Genomic DNA, 19,617 nt, shown 5'->3' with positions numbered 1-19,617 from the left:
CAATGGCCACCCCTGCGACCCGTATAGCCCGTACTGCCTGCCTGCTGGTCGCGGGCCTGGCAGGCGGCGCGCTGCCACTGGCGGCCGCCCCCGCGCGGACGCCTCCGGCCAGCACCGACGCCGACGAGCGCGACCCCGAAGCGCTGGCCGCGCTGGATCGCATGGGCGCGGCGCTGCGCGGACTCAAACAGTTCTCGCTGACCTCCGATGCCAGCACCGAAGTGGTATTGGAGGACGGCCAGAAGATCGAGCTGGATGGGGTGGTGACCTACAAGGTCAAGACGCCCAACCAGTTGTTCCTGGAACTGCGCAGCGACCGCCAGCTGCGCCAGCTGATCTACGACGGCAATGCGTTGACGGTGTATTCGCCGCGCCTGAAGTACTACGCGCAGGTGGACGGAGTAGGGTCGTCGCTGGGGGAACTGGTCGACCAGGCCGCGACCCGCTATGGCATCGAGATGCCGTTGGCCGACATGTTCCTGTGGGGCACCGACAAGGCGCCCAAGACCGCGATCCGCAATGCGCTGCACATCGGCGGCGGCACGGTGGATGGTGAGCCGGTCGAGCAGTACGCGTTCAAGCAGGATGCGGTGGACTGGCAGGTGTGGATTTCCAAGGCGACCTCGCTGCCGAAGAAGCTGATCATCAATTCCCTGGACGACCCGGCCCAGCCGCAGTACCGCGCCCGCTTGACCTGGGATACCCGCACGCCGGTGCCGGCCACCGCGTTCCAGTTCACCCCGCCTGCCGATGCCGCAAGGATCAAGCTGGTGCCGGTGGAAGTTGCCGTGGTGGTCCCCGATGCCGGCCAGGAGAACTGACATGCGCACCCTGCTCAAGACCCGTACCACGTGGCTGGCCGGCGCTGGCGCCCTCATGGTGCTGCTGGCCGTGGGTATCACGCCGGCCAACGCACAGCATGGTCATCGCGGCGGTGGTGGTGGCGCCGCACGCGCCAGCGCGCACGCGAACGTGAACCGGCAGGTGCAACGGCCGCAGGGCGGCGGCGCGCATCGCGACGTAAACCGGAACATCGACCACAACACCAACCGGAACGTGAACAGGAACGTCAACCGGAACGTCAATCGGGATGTCCACGTCGATGTGGATTACCACGACGATCACTGGAACCGTTATGACGACCATCCGTTCGCCACGGCGGCGGCGGTCACCGCGGGCGTGGCGGTGACCTCGGCGGTGATCGGATCGATCGTGAACTCGGTGCCGCCCAGCTGCGTCACCACCGTCATCAATGGCATGGCGTACCAGCAGTGTGGCAGTACCTGGTACGAGCCGCGGTACAGCGGCACCACGGTGCAGTACGTGGTGATCAATCCGCCCAGGTAAGCATGACGGTCAACCTGTGTGCGGGTGCGTTTGAAGGGGGTGGGTCGAAGGAGAGTCCACATGCACGCTTTTCTGCACGCACACAGGCCTCGGAGGCCCGAATGGTGACGCTGACGCCACACCCGGAACCGGCGACACGGGACCAGGCCAAGCTGCGGGCGGTACTGAACGCGCTGCCACTGGCCTTGCTGCTGGTCGACCGGCACTGCGTGGTGCGTTATGCCAACGACCGTGCGGCAGCGGTATTCGGCTATGCCCAGGGGGAGATCGAGGGCACGCCGCTGGTCGCGCTGTTGCCGGATGCTACCGGTGCCATCTGGTCCTGCCGCCATCGCGCCGGCCCCGTCGCCGCGCGTGGCATGGACCGCGACGAGCATGGCCTGCGTCGTGACGGCCAGGCGTTCCCGGTGGAACTGCTGTTCAACGCGGTGGAGCTTGATTGTGGGTGGCAGGGCGTGCTGGCGGTCGCCGACCTGACCGCGCAGCGGCATGCCGAGCAGGAGATCGCGATCGAGCGCGAAAGCATGGCGCACATGTCGCGGGTCACCCTCATCGGTGAGATCTCGGGCTCGCTGGCGCATGAGCTCAACCAGCCGCTGGCCGCGATCCTGAGCAATGCCCAGGCCGGGTTGCGGATCCTGCGCCGCGACCCGGGCGCGATCGGCGAGATCCGCGAGATCCTGCAGGACATCGTCGAGAACGACCAGCGCGCCGGTGAAGTGATCAACCGCCTGCGCGCACTGCTGCGACGCGAGACCCGCACGCTCGGCGTACTCATGGTCAACGACCTGGTGCACGACGCGGTCCGTGTGATCCGCAACGACCTGATCAACCGCGGCGTGGAGTACCGCCTGGATCTGTCGGTGCCGTTCAGCCGGGTCCAGGGCGATGCCGTGCAACTGCAGCAGGTGCTGCTCAACCTGGTCATCAACGCCTGCGATGCCATGCTCGACAGCCCGCGCCGGGTCCTGACCGTGCGCACCGACGTGTCGGTGCCCGGGACCATCCGGATCGAGGTGCGCGACACCGGCCCCGGCATTGCGGCCGACCGCCTGGAGAACATTTTCGCGCCGTTCCACACCACCAAGCCCAATGGCATGGGCATGGGCCTGGCGATCTGCCGCACGTTGCTGCGCGCCCACGGCGGCGAGATCCACGCGGGTAACCTGCCCGAAGGCGGCGCCTGTTTCTGTATCGACCTTCCCTTGATGGAGTAATGCCATGAGCGCTGTCGTGCACATTGTCGACGATGATCCGCGCGTGCTTGCCGCGCTGGGGCGCTGCCTCCGCGCCGATGGGCTGGAAGTAGCCCTGAGCGGTTCCCCCGACGAATTCCTCGCGCGCTACGATGCGGACACCGCAGGGTGCGTGGTGCTGGACCTGCACATGCCGGGCATGGACGGGCTGGCGTTGCAGCGGTTGTTCGGTGAACGTGGCCAGGCGCCGGCGGTGATCTTCGTCAGCGGCGATGCGGACGTTCCCAGCTGCGCCCAGGCGATGCGTGCCGGTGCGGTGGATTTCCTGACCAAGCCGGTGGATGCGGCGGTGCTGCTGGAAGCGGTGTTGCGCGGCATCGACGCCGATGCCTGCGCACGCACCCAGCGCAGTGGCGAGCAGGGCGCGGTGCAGCGCTACCAGTGCCTGACCCCGCGCGAGCGCGAGGTGCTGCCGCATGTCATTGCCGGGCGCCTGAACAAGCAGATCGCTGCGGACCTGGGGATTTCGTTGAAGACGACCAAGGTGCACCGCAGCCGCATCATGCTGAAGTTCGGTGTGCGGTCGGTGGCGGCGCTTGTCCGCCTGGCCGAGCTGGCCCACGTCGATCCGGGCAGCGGCTGAGACCTTCCTGCGCCCTCGCGCACTCAGGCCATCGCCAGCACCATCACCGTGCCCCAGGTGGTCAGCAGCACATGGGCGATGGCGACGGCACCGGAGTAGCCGATCACCGCGATGGAACTGTCCGAGCGCTCCTGCAGCGCGGCCAGTGCCGCGGTGAAGGTCTGCGCGCCGGAGATTGCGCCCAGCAGCAGCACCCCGGGAATCTTCAGCACCTTGTGGCCGAACCACAGCCCGGCCAACAACGGGGTCATGGTCACCCCGATGCCGCCCAGGAACAGGCCGAGCCCGTGTTGTTGCACCGCTTCGACGAAATGCGGGCCGGCGCCCAGCCCGACCATCGCCACGAACGCGGCCAGGCCGTAGGACTGCATCAGCTTGACCGCGCTGTCCGGGACCCGCCCGAACAGCGGGCGGCGCACCCGCAGGTGCCCGACCACGATGCCGCCCAGCAGCGCGCCCACGCTGCTGCCGATGCTGACCGACAGCGTGCCCAGCGGCACCACGGCAACGATGCCGAACACCGCGCCGAGGAAGATGGCCATGCCTACCACCACGAAATCGGTAGCCGTGGTCGGGTGCAGGATCCGGCCTACTTCGGCGGCCGCACGCACCACCGCAGGTTCCGGTCCGATCAGCTCGAGCACATCACCGCGTTCGAGCACCGTCCGGGTGCCGATCGGCATCGATTGGCCGTTGCGGCGGATCCCGCGCAGGAACACCGCGCGCACCGCATCGTCGCGGGCGATCTGTTCCAGGCGCTGCCCGGCCCACGCACGCCTGCTGACCAGCACCTGGTGGGACGCCATCGGGATGTCCAGCAGTTCTGGATCGTCCACTTCCTCGGCACGCTCGCCCAGCACCTCCACCAGCGCCTTGCGTGGACCGCCGATGACGATGTGGTCGCCGGCATGCAGGCGCGTGGCCGGGCCCGGCTCGACCAGGGACTGGCCGTGGCGCACCCGATAGACGAACAGGCGCAGGCCCGGCAACAGGCATTCGGCCTGGTCCACGCGCAGACCGGCGATGCGCATGCCCCGCGCGATGCGATAGGCGCGGGTGTCGAAAGGTTGCCAGGCCGATGCGATGCCCGCCGCCGAGCGTTCGATGCCGAACCGGTGCTCCAGCGCCAGCGCGTCGTGGACCAGGTCCAGGCGCAGCAGGCGCGGCCCGATCACGTTGCAGGTGAGGATCACCCCCAATGCCCCGGCCACGTAGCACAAGGCATCGGCAACGCCGACATGGGCGATGTAGCGGGCCTTGAGCGCGTCATCGATGGGCAGGCGTTGGATGGCCTCGCTGGCCGTGCCCATCGCCGGCGATTCGGTCAATGCGCCGGACATCATGCCGGCCGCCAGGCCCGGATCGAGCTTCAGCGCATGGGCGACGACCAGGGCGGCCAGCAGCCCTACCACGGGCATGAACACCGCCAGCACCGCATAGCGCCAGCCATCGCCCTTCATCGCCGACAGGAAGCGCGGGCCGACCTCGTAGCCGATGCCGAACAGGAACAGCAGGAACACCAGCGATTTGGCGGTGGCCGCCACCGGCACATGGAAGGCCCAGCCGATCAACATGCCCACCAGCAGGGAGCCGGTGACGCCGCCGAGATTGAATCCATGGACCTTGATGCCGCCCAGCCAGTGGCCCAGTGCCAGCGCCAGGTACACGGCAAGTTCCGGATAGCGGACCAGCAGCGATGCGAAGCCGTCCATGCGCGCCTCCCTGGTGGGTGGATCAGAGTCCCGGCGGGTCGTAGTAGACCAGCAGCCGGAGGTCGTCCAGGTCGCTGGTCTGCGGACCCTTCTGGCTGACGTGCGCGTAACGCACCCGCATCATCAGGCCTTTCAGCGGCCCGTCGGCCACCGTCCATTGGGCGTTGAGGTTGTACTCGTCCTTGGCGTAGTCGGTGGGCGAGTCCGGATCGGAGCCATCCACGTACAGGGCATAGAAGCTCAGCCCCTTGACCGACTGGACGTTGTACGCCGCACGCAGCAGCCAGGCACCTTCGCCATTGCGGTTGAAGTCCTCGACCTGCACGCTGGTGTAGCCGGGATAGCCGCTCCACGGATTCTGCATGTTGGTGCCACCGCTGGCACGGGTATAGCCGGTGGTGAACAGCGCGCCCTTGTAGCCCAGTTCCAGCTTGCCGCCCCATTGGTGGGCCGAGAACGCGTCGCCGCGAAGCAGGTTGTCGCCTGCACTGTCCTGGTCGGAGTACTGCAATGCAAGGTTCAGCTTGGCGGTGTCACCCAGCGGAAAGGCGTACTTCGCCTCGGTGTAGAAGATGCTGATGATGTCGTTGCTGTGGTAGTAGATCGCACCGGCGCTGAGCCGGTCACGGGTGTAATTCGCGCCGAGGGTATATACGCCGCGGTCGACCCAGGACGGCGCGCCGGCGTCCCTGGCCATGGAGACGAAGTTGTCGGCATTGCGCTCCTTGATCTTGTCGAAGTAGCCGGCACCGAACTTCCATTGCGGCGCGCCGTCGTCGCCGCCGTACACCCCCTGCACGGTCAGGGCCTGGAAGGTGTTGGGGGTCATGCGCGCGTCATTGCGGTTGACGTAGGGGGTATCGATGCCGAAGCGGCCCAGCTTGAGCCGGGTGTCATCGTTGATCAGGAACTCGCCATAGGCTTCGCCCAGCACGGTGTAGCCTTCCTGGCCGGGTTTGAGCAGCAGGGTGCCGTCCTTGTCGTCCGGTCCGTACAGGCGCTGCGAGGTGTAGCCGGTGGCGCCGAAGGCGAAGCGTTCGCGGAAGTAGCCGGTCTTGAACCCGGCCGAGCCGCCCAGCGCCCACGCCGTGCTCTGGCTGTCGTCGTACTTGTCGCGGTCCAGGTAGAAGGTGCGCGCCTGCACGTCGAAGGTGGTGTCCTTCCACGCCTGGCGGCGCGTGTCGCGGATCCAGGCAGCGCGGTCGCGCGGGGTGAACGCTTCGTCGAGCGGGGTCTGGCCCTGTTCGGTGGAACGGGGCTGCGTGTCGGCCGGTTCCGGGTCATCCGGCGCAGCGGACTGCGCCTGGGCCAGGGCGGGCAGCAGCGCCGCAGCTGCCAGCATGCATGCGAGCGGCTTCATGTCGGCCTCCTAGTTCGAGAGCACCATCGCGAAGTAGCCAAACACCGTGTACAGCACGCCGGACACGGCATAGCCGACCGGGAAGCCCACCCAGGGCACGGTACTGTCGATCTCCTTGGCGGCCTCGCGCGCCGGACCCGAATGCGACCGCGAACCGGCCACGCCGCCCATGAGCACGGCGGGATTGATCTTGAAGAAGTGGTAACCCACTGCCCAGGTGATGAACGGCGGCACGGTGCTGGCGACGAAGCCTGCCAGGAAGATCTTGACCGCGATGGCGCCGGTCAACTGTTCCAGCAGGGTGGCCCCGGCGTTGATGCCGACGATGGCGATGAAGGTCACCAGGCCCAGGTCCTCCAGGATGTTGCGTGCGGCGTTGGGCGTGCTGCCGAAGAAGCGCAGCCGCGACACCACCGACGACACCAGGATGCCCGAGAGCAGCAGGCCGCCCGCGTTGCCCAGCCCGACCGAGAAGTCGCCGATCGGCACGTTGATCTTGCCGATCAGCAGGCCCAGCACCATGCCGGCCGACAGCGTCAGCAGGTCGGTGGTGGTGCTGGGACGGGCGATCTTGCCGAGCATGCCGGCCGCGCGGTCGACCGCGCTCTTCAGGCCGGTGACGAACACCACGTCCAGGCGCTTGAGCTCGGTTTCCGCGCCGGCCGGAATGGGCTCGCCCGAACGTTCCAACCGGGTGACCTGCAGCTGCCCGGCGAAATCCTCCCCGGCCAGGCTCTTCAGCGGCTTGCCGACGAAGTCCTTGTCGGTGACCAGGATTTCGGCCTGGTCCAGGGGAATGTTCAGCGCCTTGGGATCGTCCACTTCCACACCCAGCAGGCCAATGTTGTCGGTAAGGTCCTGCAGGCGACCCCCGAGCGCGACCACGTCGCCCTGCTGCAGCACCAGGCCGGGGTCGGCGCCCAGCGTCTCCTCGCCGCGGCGCACGTTGGCGATGCGGTACTGGGGATATCTGCTCCGGAACTGGCCGATGCTCTGCCCGGCGGTGGTGGCGTTGTCGAGGCGGTAGGCACGCAGGCCGCCGCCGCGGTAGCCCGACAGCGCGGCGTCGTCGACATTGCGCACGCCGTGTTCCAGCTCGTACTCGCGGGCGGCCTTGCGCGCATCCACGCCCCACCAGCGCGGCAGGTACTTGCAGATCAGGATGATGCCCACGGTGCCCCAGATGTAGGTGACGCCGTAGCCCAGCGCGATCATCCCCGAGACCTGTTCGGCGGTGGTGCCGGGCGGCAGCTGGTAGGCCCCTTGTTCGACGGCCATTTCGGCGGTACCGATCGCGGCCGACATGGTCTGCGACCCGGCCAGCACCCCACCGGCCGCGCCGGCCGGCAGCCCGAGCAGGCCGGACATCAGCACCACCAGCAGCAGGCCCAGCACGGCGCAGATCACCGCCAGGATGGTGAAGGTGATGCCATCCTTCTTGAGGCTGTTGAAGAACGCCGGCCCCACCCGCAGGCCTACGCCATACATGAACAGATAGTAGAAGAGCGACTTGGCGAAGTTGTCCAGCTGCAGCTTCACGCCGTAGGTGGACGCCCAGGTGGCCAGCGCCGCGCCGACCACCACGGCCGCGGCGACCATGCCCAGGCCGTAGCCCTTGACCGAGAACTTGCCCACCAGCACCGCCATGCCGACGGTGAAGAACAGCAGGATGTAGGGGTTGTCAGCGAGAAACTGGAAGAAACCTTGCATGACGTGTGCTCCTGTCCGGGGGACGGCGGTTCACTGCAGGGAACCGGCACGCAGGCCGGCCAGCGCATCGGGTTTGATCAGCTTGATTCCCTGCGCGGCGTGGTAGCCGTGGATCTCCTTGACATCCAGCTTGCGCATGAAGGCAATGGTGTCGGCGGTGATCACCTGGCCGGGCACCATGATCGGGAAGCCGGGCGGGTAGGGGATGACGAAGTTGGCAGACACCATCTGCGGCCCCTCGGCCAGGCGCCTGTCGACGTCTTCGCTGTGCAGCCGCACGAACTCGCAGTTGTCTTCCTCGTACGCCATGAAGAACGCCGGGCGCATGTGGCCTTCGTTGCTGGCCCCGTCCGGTGCTTCGCGGAAGGCATCGTGGAACTGGCTGAAGTTGGGCAGGTCGGGCACGTCGGTCATCAACGCGCGCACCCGGTCGGCGAAGACCTGGCGTCCGTTGGCGCCCTCCTGCGCCAGCCGCGATTCGATCTCACGCGAAAGGTCGGCAAGGGCCTTGATCAACAGCGCCGCGTCGCTGTGGGTGTTGTTGATGTTGGTCTGCACCAGGATGCTGTTGCGCGAAGTCTTGTTGATCTGGATGTCGAAGCGTTCGGCGAGCAGGCCCTTGAACTGGGTACCATCGAAGCCGGCGGCGCCGCAGATCACGGTCAGGCGGGTCGGGTCCAGCGCGAACTCATCGTCGTCCCACGCCTGCAGCGTCTCCACCCAGCTGGCATTGGGCGGCCCGTAATCGCGCAGCCCGGAGGCGCGGAATTCGGCCGGGATCATGTCTTCGGGCGTGGCGACGTGGAAGTACTTCGAGATCAACGGGTGGCTGTTGATGGTGCGGCGAAGGCGCAGCGCCAGGTCGGTCATCTTGAGCGTCAGGCCGTATCCCTCCAGCTCCATTTGCCGCCGCGCCAGGTCGAGCGAAGCGATCAGCTGCAGGTTGGGCGAGGTCGAGGTGTGGGCGAAGAACGCTTCTTCGAACGGGCCTTCCACCTCGTGGAAGTCCTCGTCCCAGACCAGCATCATCGAGCCCTGCCGGAAGGCCGACATCGACTTGTGGGTGGAGTTGGTCTGGTACACGCGGATGCGCACCGCATCCGGATCGGGCAGCAGGTGTTCATCGAGCTGCGCCGGATCGCCGGGATCGACCTTTCCCCGCTGTTCCTTCCAGGCCTCGTACTCGGCGCGGTAGGCCTTGCTGCGATAGCGCTCGGTCAATGCGGCCGCGGCGCCCAGACCGGTGCGCCGACGGTGCAGCGGGCTGAAGCGGGCGAAGCCGAACCACGCTTCGTCCCACAGGAAGATCAGGTCCGGCTTGATCGCCAGGCATTCCTCCATCACCCGCTGCGGGTTGTACATGTGGCCATCGAAGGTGCAGTTGGTCATGTCGATGACCTTGACCCGGTCCAGCTTGCCGCCGGCCTGGCAGTCCAGCAGCGCCTGCTTGATGGTACGCAGCGGAACCGCGCCGTACATCGAATACTGGGTCAATGGGAAGGCTTCCACGTAGTAGGGCTGCGCGCCGCTTAGCACGAAGCCGTAGTGGTGCGATTTGTGGCAGTTGCGGTCGACGATGACGATATCGCCCGGCTTGCATACCGCCTGCACCACGATCTTGTTGGAGGTGGAGGTGCCGTTGGTGCCGAAGTAGGCGCGCTTGGCGCCGAAAGCCCGTGCCGCTGCCGTTTGCGCGCGTTTGATGGTGCCGGTGGGTTCCAGCAGGCTGTCCAGGCCACCGGTGGTCGCCGAGGATTCGGCAAACAGGATGTTGGTACCGTAGAAGTGGCCCATGTCGCGGATCCAGTTGGAGCCGAAGATGGATTTGCCGCGTGCGATCGGCAGGGCGTGGAAGGTGCCGATCGGGCGCAGGGCGTACTTCTTCAGGTTGTCGAAGTACGGCGTTTCGTAACGGTCCAGGATGCCATCGAGCAACGCCAGGTGAACTTCCATCGGCTCTTCCACGTGATGGAAGACGCGGCGCAGCGGTGCGGCTTCGTCGCTGCCGGCCAGGCGCTCGGGCGAGCGGTCGGTGAGCAGGTACAGGTCCAGCTCCGGGCGGAAGTGCTGGAGCGCGCGTGCCAGCGAGGTGGACAGTGCCCCAGCGGCGGACGGTTCGGCGTCGACCCCCATGTTGCGGGCCAGGAACTGCTTCAGGTCGGGGATGTCGAGCAGCGAGGTGAAACGGAATCCGTCGACGATGACCACCGCCTGCACGTCGGCATTGACCATTGCCGCCAGCGCGGCATCCTCGAAGCTGCCGGCGTGGGTGACCGCGTAGTGGAACTGATCATCAGCGCGGCGCATGGCGCGCATTTCGTCGCGGGCGCGTTGCCACAGCGCCGGTTCGTTGGGGGTCACGATCAGCACTTCGAAGTAGGGCTTGTCCGGCGTGCCCAGCAGCTCCGGCGGCAGCGCGTCGAGCAGGGTGCGGTCGCCGTCGTCGTCGGCGTTCCAGGCCTGTTCGTCGCGGCGGAAATCACCGGACAGGATTGCGGCCGAAAGCTTGCGTGCCAGCCGCGCGAACTGTCCGGCGTCGTTGTCGGCCAACGCCGCCGCCAGCGAGGCCAGCAGGCGCTCGCCGGGGTAGGCCCAGCACTGTTCGAGCGGGCGCAGGTCTGCCAACGCTTCAACGCAGGCGGCGCGACGTTCGGCGCTGTCGCTGCCTGCGGCTGCCCACGCTCGCGCATACGCGTTCAGTTGGCGCCAGTGGTCGGCGCGCATCGAGGCGGCGGCCAGCACCGTGGAAAGTTGCGGCAGGGCAGCAGTGTCGGCATTCATGGCAGGGCTCCGGCGGGGGAACGAAGGGACCGCCGGCGCACTCCGATCCGGGCACGGCGGCCATTACCCGGCGCAGGCTAGACCCCCGCCGCACGGTCGGGAATTGGCCCTTGGGTCCATGCCCGGCGTATGGCCCCAAGGGCCAATTGCGGGGCGGCTGGCCCACGCCTAGCGTGGTTCATCGTCCCCGTTCCTGGAGCTGCCCCATGTCCACGCGCCCCCTGTCCCGCGCCGCCGCCCGCCTGCTGCTGGTGCTGGCCGGCTTCACCGCCCTGGCCGCCATGGCCGCCGATCCGGCCAGGACCAAACTCAAGGGCGTGATCACGGCCGTGCAGGGCAACACCATTACCGTGGTGGACCAGGCCCGCACGGCGCACACCGTGCAGGTGTCGGCCGACACCGTCTACAAGAAGACCAAGGGGCTGACCAACGTCATCCATGAAAAGACCGACGCCAGCGTACTGGCGGCGGGCCTGCCGGTCACGGTCGAAGGCAGCGCTGCCGGCGATGCATTGGATGCGCGCGAAATCAGCTTCCGCTCCGAGGACCTGCGCACCACCCGGCAGATCCAGGCCGGCATGGCGCCGACCACGGCGGAAGTCGGTGCGATGAACAAGCGCATGGACGAGTTCGGTACGTACGAGCAGCTGGATGCGGCGGAAGTGACCTTCGACTCGGGCAGTACCAAGCTCTCGGCCAAGGCCCGCACCGACCTGGACGCGTTCGCCGCCAAGGCCAAGCAGACCCACAACTACGCCGTGGTACTGCAGGGCTTCACCGATTCCACCGGCAACGCCGCCGCCAACCAGCGCCTGAGCACCCAGCGTGCTGCAGCGGTGGCCAATTACCTGCAGCAGAACGCCGGGTTGGCACCGGGCCGCGTGCGCGCGGGCGACGGCATGGGCGTGGCACCGGATGCCGGCAACGGCAGCAACGGCGCGGCGCGCAAGGTAGTGGCCAAGCTGGTGGTCGACAAGGGCGTACAGGCCGGGGTCAAGCCCTGATCCTGGCCACAGGCGAACAGCGCATTGGAATGGAGGTCGCATGCACACCTACCTGACATGGGCACGGCTTTCCACGCTGGCGCTGGTGCTGGCCTGCACCCCGGCGGCGGTTGTGGCCGCCGCCGGCGCCGCACCCGCTCCTGCCAAGGCAGCGGTGGGCCAGGGCACGTTCACCCGCGAACAGCTGGACCAGATGCTCGCCCCGGTGGCGCTGTACCCGGACGCGCTGCTGGCGCAGGTGCTGATGGCCTCCAGCTATCCCGGCGATGTCACCGACGCGGTGGCGTGGTCCAAGGCGCATCCGGAAGCCAAGGGCGAAGACGCCGTGCGCCAGGTGGCCAACCAGGCGTGGGACCCCAGCGTGCAGTCGCTGGTCGCGTTCCCCCAGCTGCTGGCGGTGCTGGGGCAGGACCCGGCCTGGGTGCAGAAAATGGGCGATGCGTTCCTGGCCCAGCCGGATGCCGTGATGGACTCGGTGCAACGCCTGCGTCGGCAGGCGCAGAGCGCCGGCAACCTGGACTCCAACCAGCAGCAGAAAGTGAGCACCCAGCCTGCGGCAGCGTCGGCGCCGCAGACCATCGTGATCGAGTCGGCCGACCCGCAGGTGGTCTACGTGCCCAGCTACAACCCCAGCGTGGTGTATGGCAGCTGGGCCTACCCGGCCTACCCGCCGTACTACTACCCACCGCCGCCGTACTACTATCCCGGCGGTGCGCTGCTCAGTTTCGGCATCGGCGTGGCGGTAGGCGGTGCGCTGTGGGGCGACCTGGACTGGGGGCACGGCGATATCGATATCGACGTGAACCGCTACAACGAGTTCAACAGCAACCGCCAGATCAACCGCAACGACAGCAAGTGGAAGCACAATGCGGCCAACCGCGACGGCGTGCCATACCGTGACGGTGCCACCCGCGAACGCTTCGATGGCGCGCGCGACGGTGCGGCGCAGCGCCAGGAGTATCGCGGGCGTGATGATGCCCGGGCGGCCGAGCGCGACCGCGCGCGCCAGTCGATGGAGCGCCGCGGATTCGATACGCCCGCCACCACCAACCGTGAGGCGCGCGACCGCGCCGGCGCTTCGCAGCGTGAGCTTGGCCAGCGCCCCGCGCAGGGGCGCAACCCGGCCGGCAGCAACCAGTTCCGCAACCAGGGCGGCGCCGGCCACGGCCGCCCGCCCGGCAGCCATCCGGAGAATGCATTCAGTGGTGCGCGCAATCCCGGCCAGTCGCTGGGCGATGCCAACCGCGGGCATCGCAGCGTGCAGAGTTCGCAGCGTCCCGCCGCCGCACGCCCGCAGGGGCGCCCGATGAACCGGCCGGCCGCTCCCCGTGGTGGTGGTGGCGGCGGTCGTCGCCGTTGATCGGAGATCTGCCATGACCTTTCGTCTTTCCGTATTGAGCGTGGCCTGCCTGCTGCTGGCCGCGCCCACCCAGGCGCAACAGGCCTATCCCAGCGCCGCTGCCGCGGCCGATGCCCTGGTGACGGCGCTGGAAGTGCGTGACACACGGCCCGACCAGGTCTCGGTGGTGCTGGGCGCTGACTGGCAGGACTACGTGCCGCGCGACGATATCGAGCGCAAGGACGTGGACACCTTCGTCAGCCAGTACCAGCGCAGGCATGCGATCAAGCCGGTCGACGCCAGCCATGCGCTGGTCAGCGTGGGCGACGAGGGCTGGACCTTGCCGGTACCGCTGGTGAAACAGGGCGGCGGCTGGGCCTTCGACCTGGCGGCGGCGGCACCGGAACTGCGTGCGCGCCGGATCGGGCGCAACGAGCGCGAAGCGGTGCAGGCCGTGCTGGCCTACCACGACGCCCAGCGCGAATACGCGCGGCGTGACCGCAACGATGACACGCTGCCCGAGTACGCCGCCCGGTTGCGCAGCAGCCCCGGCACGCATGACGGCCTGTACTGGCCGGCCGATGCGGGCGGAGAAAGCCCGCTGGGGCCGCTGTTCGGCGGCGAGACGCCGGACGATGAGTGGCATGGCTACCACTACCGGATCCTGCAGGGGCAGGGCCCATCGGCACCGCGAGGGGCGTACCCCTACACGGTAGCCGGCGCCATGACCCGCGGCTTCGCGCTGGTGGCCTGGCCGGCGCGCTACGGCGACAGCGGCGTGATGAGCTTCACCATCAGCCACGCCGGCCAGGTCTATGAAAAGGACCTGGGCCCGGACACCGACCGCGAGGCCCGCGCCATGACCCTGTTCGATCCGGACAGCAGCTGGACGCTGGTCGATACCGAAGACTAGGTTTCGTCGTTGGCCGGCGCCGGCCGTCCCTCCCAGTAGGCCTTAGGCACCACCTTGGCCTGCTCCGGGTCGCCTTCGTAGTTGGGCGACATGATCTGCACCCCGGCGGCATTGAACGCGTCCTGGATCTGCGCGTGCAACGCACTGCGCACCTGCCAGCGGCGTTCGACCTCGATCACGCGCACGCGCAGCACGTAGCGCACCGCGACGTCGCCCAGTTCGGACTGCACCACGTGCGGTGCTGGATCGGCCAGTACGCCGTCAGTGGCCGCCGCGGCCTGCAGCAGCAGCCGGTGTACCTGTCGCCACGGTGCGTCGTAGCCGATGGTGAGCGCACTTTCCAGCCACAGGCCCGGCCCCTGCGGATCGCGCGAGTAGTTGCGCAGCTCGCCGGCCAGTACCACGTTGTTGGGGATGCTGACCTCCACCCCCAACGGCGTGCGCAGGCGGGTGGTGAACAACCCGATCTGCAGTGCCACGCCTTCGGTGTCGCCCACGCGCACGACATCGCCGACCATCAGGGTGCGCGAGTACAGCAGGGTGAAGCCACTGGCCGCCTGCCCGACGATGCTGGACGCACCCAACGAAACCATCAGGCCGACGAACACGCTCAGCCCCTTGAACGCGTCGGTCTCGGCACCGGGCAGGTACGGGTAGGCCATTGCCAGCGCGAACAGCCAGATCACCACGGTAATGATCCGGCGGGTCGGTTCTGCCAGCGGCTGGTCGATCCCCACGAACTGGAACCGGCCGCTGGCCACCCCGTCGAACACGATGCGTACCGCCTGCACCACCAGCCGTGCGGCCAGGAAGATCAGCGCGGCCGTGAACAGGTCGGGCAGCGCCTCCACGACGCCACGGCCAAAGCGGGCGAAGCGTTCGCCGATCCAACCCCCCATCGCCGCCGACCACGGCTGGGTGTAGGGGAAGCGACCGAACACGAAGCGCAGCCATTCCTCCAGCACCACCAGCACCACCAGCCACCCCACCAGCCGCCCCAGGCTGCGCGCACTGGTCACCAGCCCCAGCAGCAGCTGACGCGCCGACACGCTGCGCAGCTGCTGCACGCGCTGCTGGACCCAGGCATCCGCCCGTCGGCGCATGCGCCGGCTGCACCAGCGCAGCCCCCACAACACGCCCACCGCAATGGCCGTGGCCAGCAGCGCCCAGGCGGCGCCGGCCAGCAGCCGTTGCGGCAGGCGTGCCTGTTCGGCGGCCACCAGCGCCAGCTGCATGCGGGCCACGGTGCGGTCGCGCAGTTCGGGCAGGGTTTCATTGCCCAGCGCGTTGCAGTCGGCCGGGGTCAGCACGGTGACCAGCTGCCCGCCGGCCAGGATCACCACGCCCTGCGGCACCGGCTGGGTCTGCAGGGTGGCCTGGCCAGGCAGGTCGACGATGCGGGCCAGGTTGGCTTCGGTGGCGCGTGCGCGCATCGCCGGCGTGTTTCCGTACAGCGGTGCGCGGAAGGTCACCAGGTCACGGTTGAACCAGCGTGCGGTGGCTGGCGCGGGCGCAGCGCCCGCACTGAGCGCCCAGGCCAGCAGCCAGGCCGCGCAGCCACACCGCAACACCAGCCGAAGCGGGGGCATGGCGATCAGAACCGGTAGATCACACCGACCCGCACGCCGCTGTCGACGAAGCGCAGGTTGCCATCCAGGCGCGAGGCATCCACGTCCGCTTCGATACGGCGCACCGTGTAGTCGAGCGAGAAGCCCCAGTTGTCCCACGGGAAGTACTCCACGCCGCCGCGGCCGAAGGTGACGTCCGCATCAACGTCATTGAGGCTGGCGCTGAAATAACCCGCGTCGGCGCTCAGGCGCCAGTGCTCGCCAGGTGCCCAGCGCCAGCTGCCGCCGATCGTGGGCGCCGGCAGGTCGGCATTGACGTCGTTGCCCGCGCGGGCAGTGATGGGGTTGCCGTTGACATCGGCGGTGGCGCTCAGGTCCAGGTCCATCTGGTACCAGATCAGGCCCACGCGGGGGCCCAGGGCCCAGCGCCCATCGCCCCACGCCCACCACGTGTAGTAGCCCTCGTAGGCATCCAGGTCGAACTTGGCGCGGATCCGGGTGTGGGTGGCGTAGTGCTGGCCGTTGAAGTCGATGTCGCGTTCGGTGTTGCGCTCGGCATCGGCGCTGTCGCGGTACCAGGACAGGCCGAACTCATGCTTTTCCCAAGGGCGCCAGCTCAGCGCGATCACCCCGATGGCATTGTTGTTGTCCAGGCCCAGGTCGCGGTTGAGGTCGATGCGGGTCCCTTGGCCCGTCTGTCCGTCGGCGCGCACTTTCGTATCGAAATCGGTGATGTAGCCACCGACGCGGACGCTGAAGGTATCCAGCGGTTCAACCGCCCAGCACGGGGCACTGGTGAGCAGCAGCAGGATCGAGGGCAGCAGGTACGGAGGTTTCATGACGGGCTCCCGGGTGCGCGATGGGTCAGGGGGATCGATCGGTGCTGCGCAGGCCCACCAGGCGCGCGACCAGCAGCGCCAGGTAGAGCTGGCCGGCAATCGCTTCGAGCGTGGCCAGCCCCCGCGCGACCTGGCTGACCGGGGTGATGTCGCCGTAGCCGAGCGTGGCCAGGGTGACGAAGCTGAAATACATCGCGGTGCCGATGTCCAGGCCATGCGCCGTCGCTTGGCCTCCCACGGCCATGGCGCTGGGTGAAATCGCCGACAGCGCGGCGAACACCACGCCGCCACACACGCCCAGCAGCAGGTAGGCGCTCAGCGCGGCGGCCAGGTGTTCGGTGCGCACGCGCTGGCTGGACAATGAGAAGCGCACGGCGTGCCAGGCTGCGATGGTGGCCAGCACGCCCCACAGCACCGCGCCGGCCATGGCGACCGCGCCGCCGGCGTCGCTGGCCCACCAGCGCAGCAGCTGGGCGACCAGCACCAGCACCAGCAGCACGTGCCGCTGTACACGTTGCCCGATTGGAAACAGCGCCGCCAGCAGGCTGGCGCACAGCAGCAGTTCCATCAGCCGGTGGCCGAACGACATCGCCTCCAGCAACGGGCCCAGCGTCACCGTCACCAGCAGCGCACCGAACAGGAAGGTGTAGCGGTGGCGGTGGATCAGCAGGGCGGGGGATGGGCGCATGCGCGGTCATGTTCCCGCGTCCGGCACGAACCAGAACAGCGTGGCCAGGATCACGTACAGCCCAAGCAGCTGTACGCCACGCAGCCAGTCCGCTCGACCATCGCTGGCCACCTGCCCGGTGATGATCACCGCCACCAGTACGCTCAGCACCAGGCCCGGTCCGAATTCCAGGCTCATCGGCTGCGGACCGATCACATAACTGAGCAGCACCAGCAGCGGCGCGACCAGCAGCGCCAGCTGCACGCCCGACCCCAGCGCGATGGACAGGCTCAGGCTCATCTGGTTGCGGCGCGCGGCCACCAGCGCGGTGGCCTGTTCGGCCGCGCCGCCGATCACGGCGAGCACGAACACGCCGGTGAATGCGTCGGAGAAGCCCAGCTGCTGGCTGGCCGGCTCGACCACGCCGACCAGGATCTCGCTCATCCAGATGATGCCGATGCTGGTGCCGGCCAACAGCAGCAGGGCGCGGGCGTTGGACAGGCTGGCATTGTGGCCGTGTCCGGCGGCGGGATCGCTGCCCTCGCTTGCCGCGCTGCGCAGGGTGAACACCACGGTGGCCAGGTACACCAGCAGCAGCAACACCGACAGCACCAGGCTGATCGACTGCAGCGCGGCATCGGCCTCGGGTACCACCGCGCGGTACGACGCCGGCAGGATCAGGGTGATCACCGCCAGGGTCAGCATGGTGGCCTGCATGCGGGCATTGGCGGCGTCGTAGCGCTGCTGGCCGTGGCGCAACCCGCCCAGCACCATCGACAGGCCCAGCACGAACAGGATGTTGCCGATGATGGTGCCGGCGATGGATGCCTTGACCATGCCGTGCAGGCCGGCGCGCAGCGCGGCCAGCGCGATGATGAATTCGGCGGCGTTGCCGAAGGTGGCGTTGAGCAGGCCCCCTATGCTGGGCCCGAGCCGCGCGGCCAGCGCGCCGGTGGCGCGCGACATCAACGCCGCCAGCGGCACGATCGCCAGCGCGGTGGCGCCGAACACCAGCAGGGCGTTGCCCGGCAGCAGGTAGTGCAGCGCGATCGCCAGCGGTACCAGCAGCAGCATCCAGTACATGCGGACTTACTCCGGGGAGGGGGAGGACGGAGCGGAGGGCGGCGCGGCGTCAGCGCTGGTGTAGTCGCCGCCGAGGGCCAGGTACAGATCCACGCGCCGGCTCAGCCGTTCGCGGCGCACGCCCAGCAGCGCCGAGCGGGCGGCCAGCACCTGCATTTCCTGGGTGGCCACCGCGCGGTGGTCGGCCCGGCCGATGCGTTCGGAATCGCGCACCTGCCGCACCACCTGTTCGTTGTTGGCCAGCACCTGCCCGAGCAGCTGCTCGCGCTCGGCCAGCACGCGTTCGGCGGTCAGCGCGTCTTCCACCTCGCCCAGCGCCAGCAACGCGCGCCGCGCATAGTCGGCCACCGCCTGCTTCTGTTCGGCCGAACGCAGCTGCACCTGGCCGCTCAGCGCACCGCCGGTATAGAGCGGCATGATGCCGGTGGCCGAAATACTGGACGTTGTCTGCTCCAGGTCGTCCCGGGTGCGCACGGCCGCGTTGCTGAGCCGCCCGTAGCCGGCCGACAGCGACAGCGTGGGCAGCATCGCCGCGCGTGCCTCGCCGACCCGGTCGAAGGCGGCCGCCACGCGGCGTTCGGCGGCATACAGGTCCGGCCGCCGGTTGAGCACGTCGATCGGCATGCCGGCCGGCACCGGGCCGGGCAGCGCGGTCAGCGCGGCCGGCGCGGCCAGCGTCGCGCCGGGGTAGCGGCCGAGCAGGATCTCCAGCGCGCGGCTGGCGCTGTGGGCGGCCAGGTCGGCCTGCTGGCGGGCATCCAGGTAGCCGGCGGCGCTGGCGCGCGCGGCCAGGGTTTCATTGGAACTGCCCGCGCCCACCCGTTCGCGCTGTTCGGCCAGGCCAACCAGCTGCTCGCCACTGCCGGCCATCTGGCCGGCGATTTCATGCTGCAGGCGTGCTTCGGTCACCGTGAACCATGCCCGTGCGACGCTGGCCGCCAGCGATTGCTGGGCATAACGGTAATCGGCGTTCTGCGCATCGCTGGCGGCCATGGCGGCATTGCGTGCGTAGCGCAGGCGTCCCCACAGATCGATCTCCCAGCTCAGGCGCAGCATCAATCCGCTCAGCAGCGGCACCAGGTCGGCAATGGGCTTGGAGCCGCCGCGGCCGATCAAGCCGATGGCGGGGCGCAGCTGGGCCTGGGCGATGTCGACCTGCGCATTGGCCTGTTCCACCCGCGCCGCGGCAATCAGCAGGTCCGGATTACGCGCCAGCGCTTCGTGCACCAGGGCGGTCAGCTGCGGGTCGGCAAACGCATCGAGCCAGCCGCGGTCGACCTGGGCCTGGCTGGCGCGCGCCGACCAGTTCGGTGGAATGGCCACCGTGCCCAGCGCATCGGCGCGGATCTGCTCGCTGCCCGGTTCCGGCGCGGTGGCGCAACCGGCCAGCGCGAGGGCCAGCGCCAGCAGCAGCGGGCGGGGCGGGGCACGACGGCGGCGGCGCGGTGCGGTCAT

16 protein-coding genes are annotated in these 19,617 nt (G+C 68.6%); 7 read left to right on the top strand and 9 right to left on the bottom strand.

Going from position 1 to position 19,617, the window contains the following annotated elements; all coding sequences use genetic code 11:
- Nucleotides 1-2 precede the first annotated feature (2 nt).
- The 4 genes from NMB40_RS09790 to NMB40_RS09775 all read left to right on the top strand — a co-directional run bounded on the left by NMB40_RS09790 (nucleotide 3) and on the right by NMB40_RS09775 (nucleotide 3,186).
- Nucleotides 3-821: a DUF2092 domain-containing protein gene (locus tag NMB40_RS09790; protein WP_494360890.1), complete on the top strand. Its 819-nt coding sequence runs from the start codon at nucleotides 3-5 to the stop codon at nucleotides 819-821.
- A gap of 1 nt (nucleotide 822) precedes the next feature.
- Complete coding sequence (locus NMB40_RS09785; RefSeq protein WP_494360889.1) at nucleotides 823-1,347, top strand: hypothetical protein; 525 nt, start codon at nucleotides 823-825, stop codon at nucleotides 1,345-1,347.
- A 104-nt stretch (nucleotides 1,348-1,451) separates the two neighbouring features.
- A complete protein-coding gene (locus tag NMB40_RS09780) occupies nucleotides 1,452-2,564 on the top strand; it encodes a sensor histidine kinase (RefSeq protein ID WP_494360888.1) in 1,113 nt (370 codons plus the stop codon).
- Nucleotides 2,565-2,568: 4 nt separating this feature from the next.
- A complete protein-coding gene (locus NMB40_RS09775) occupies nucleotides 2,569-3,186 on the top strand; it encodes a response regulator transcription factor (protein ID WP_494360887.1) in 618 nt (205 codons plus the stop codon).
- 23 nt (nucleotides 3,187-3,209) lie between these two features.
- On the opposite strand, the gene NMB40_RS09770 is transcribed toward NMB40_RS09775, so the two are convergent.
- The 4 genes from NMB40_RS09770 to NMB40_RS09755 are packed head-to-tail and all read right to left on the bottom strand — an operon-like array spanning nucleotide 3,210 to nucleotide 10,749.
- Complete coding sequence (locus NMB40_RS09770) at nucleotides 3,210-4,898, bottom strand: aspartate-alanine antiporter-like transporter (RefSeq protein WP_494360886.1); 1,689 nt, start codon at nucleotides 4,896-4,898, stop codon at nucleotides 3,210-3,212.
- Between the two features lie 22 nt (nucleotides 4,899-4,920).
- Nucleotides 4,921-6,258, bottom strand: a complete 1,338-nt coding sequence (locus NMB40_RS09765; RefSeq protein ID WP_494360885.1) for an OprD family outer membrane porin — start codon at nucleotides 6,256-6,258, stop codon at nucleotides 4,921-4,923.
- Nucleotides 6,259-6,267: 9 nt separating this feature from the next.
- Nucleotides 6,268-7,968: an aspartate:alanine exchanger family transporter gene (locus tag NMB40_RS09760; RefSeq protein WP_494360884.1), complete on the bottom strand. Its 1,701-nt coding sequence runs from the start codon at nucleotides 7,966-7,968 to the stop codon at nucleotides 6,268-6,270.
- A 30-nt stretch (nucleotides 7,969-7,998) separates the two neighbouring features.
- Nucleotides 7,999-10,749, bottom strand: coding sequence for an Orn/Lys/Arg family decarboxylase (locus tag NMB40_RS09755; protein ID WP_494360883.1), 2,751 nt, complete (start codon nucleotides 10,747-10,749; stop codon nucleotides 7,999-8,001).
- 206 nt (nucleotides 10,750-10,955) lie between these two features.
- Between NMB40_RS09755 and NMB40_RS09750 the strand changes: the two genes are divergently transcribed.
- From NMB40_RS09750 to NMB40_RS09740, 3 genes are read left to right on the top strand one after another with little or no spacing between them, the layout of a single operon-like run.
- Nucleotides 10,956-11,753, top strand: a complete 798-nt coding sequence (locus tag NMB40_RS09750; RefSeq protein WP_494360882.1) for an OmpA family protein — start codon at nucleotides 10,956-10,958, stop codon at nucleotides 11,751-11,753.
- Nucleotides 11,754-11,793: 40 nt separating this feature from the next.
- A complete protein-coding gene (locus NMB40_RS09745) occupies nucleotides 11,794-13,113 on the top strand; it encodes a DUF3300 domain-containing protein (RefSeq protein WP_494360881.1) in 1,320 nt (439 codons plus the stop codon).
- A gap of 13 nt (nucleotides 13,114-13,126) precedes the next feature.
- A complete protein-coding gene (locus NMB40_RS09740; protein WP_494360880.1) occupies nucleotides 13,127-14,005 on the top strand; it encodes a DUF2950 domain-containing protein in 879 nt (292 codons plus the stop codon).
- On the opposite strand, the gene NMB40_RS09735 is transcribed toward NMB40_RS09740, so the two are convergent.
- Genes NMB40_RS09735 through NMB40_RS09715 form a run of 5 tightly spaced genes read right to left on the bottom strand, consistent with a single transcriptional unit; the run spans nucleotide 14,002 to nucleotide 19,617 of the window.
- Nucleotides 14,002-15,594 (bottom strand): mechanosensitive ion channel family protein, encoded by a 1,593-nt coding sequence (locus tag NMB40_RS09735; RefSeq protein ID WP_494360879.1) that lies wholly within the window; start codon nucleotides 15,592-15,594, stop codon nucleotides 14,002-14,004. The genes NMB40_RS09740 and NMB40_RS09735 overlap by 4 nt on opposite strands.
- Before the next feature lie 5 nt (nucleotides 15,595-15,599).
- A complete protein-coding gene (locus tag NMB40_RS09730; protein WP_494360878.1) occupies nucleotides 15,600-16,412 on the bottom strand; it encodes an outer membrane protein in 813 nt (270 codons plus the stop codon).
- Between the two features lie 25 nt (nucleotides 16,413-16,437).
- Nucleotides 16,438-17,100 carry a potassium channel family protein gene (locus tag NMB40_RS09725; protein ID WP_494360877.1) on the bottom strand — a complete coding sequence of 221 codons (663 nt, stop codon included), beginning with the start codon at nucleotides 17,098-17,100 and terminating at the stop codon, nucleotides 16,438-16,440.
- Nucleotides 17,101-17,106: 6 nt separating this feature from the next.
- Complete coding sequence (gene cax, locus NMB40_RS09720) at nucleotides 17,107-18,162, bottom strand: calcium/proton exchanger (protein ID WP_494360876.1); 1,056 nt, start codon at nucleotides 18,160-18,162, stop codon at nucleotides 17,107-17,109.
- Nucleotides 18,163-18,168: 6 nt separating this feature from the next.
- A complete protein-coding gene (locus NMB40_RS09715; RefSeq protein ID WP_494360875.1) occupies nucleotides 18,169-19,617 on the bottom strand; it encodes an efflux transporter outer membrane subunit in 1,449 nt (482 codons plus the stop codon).

This window comes from Stenotrophomonas sp. FBCC-B152, from assembly GCF_059134105.1.
Note: the sequence above shows the minus strand (reverse complement) of the source record. Positions and strands in the feature narration are given on the sequence as shown.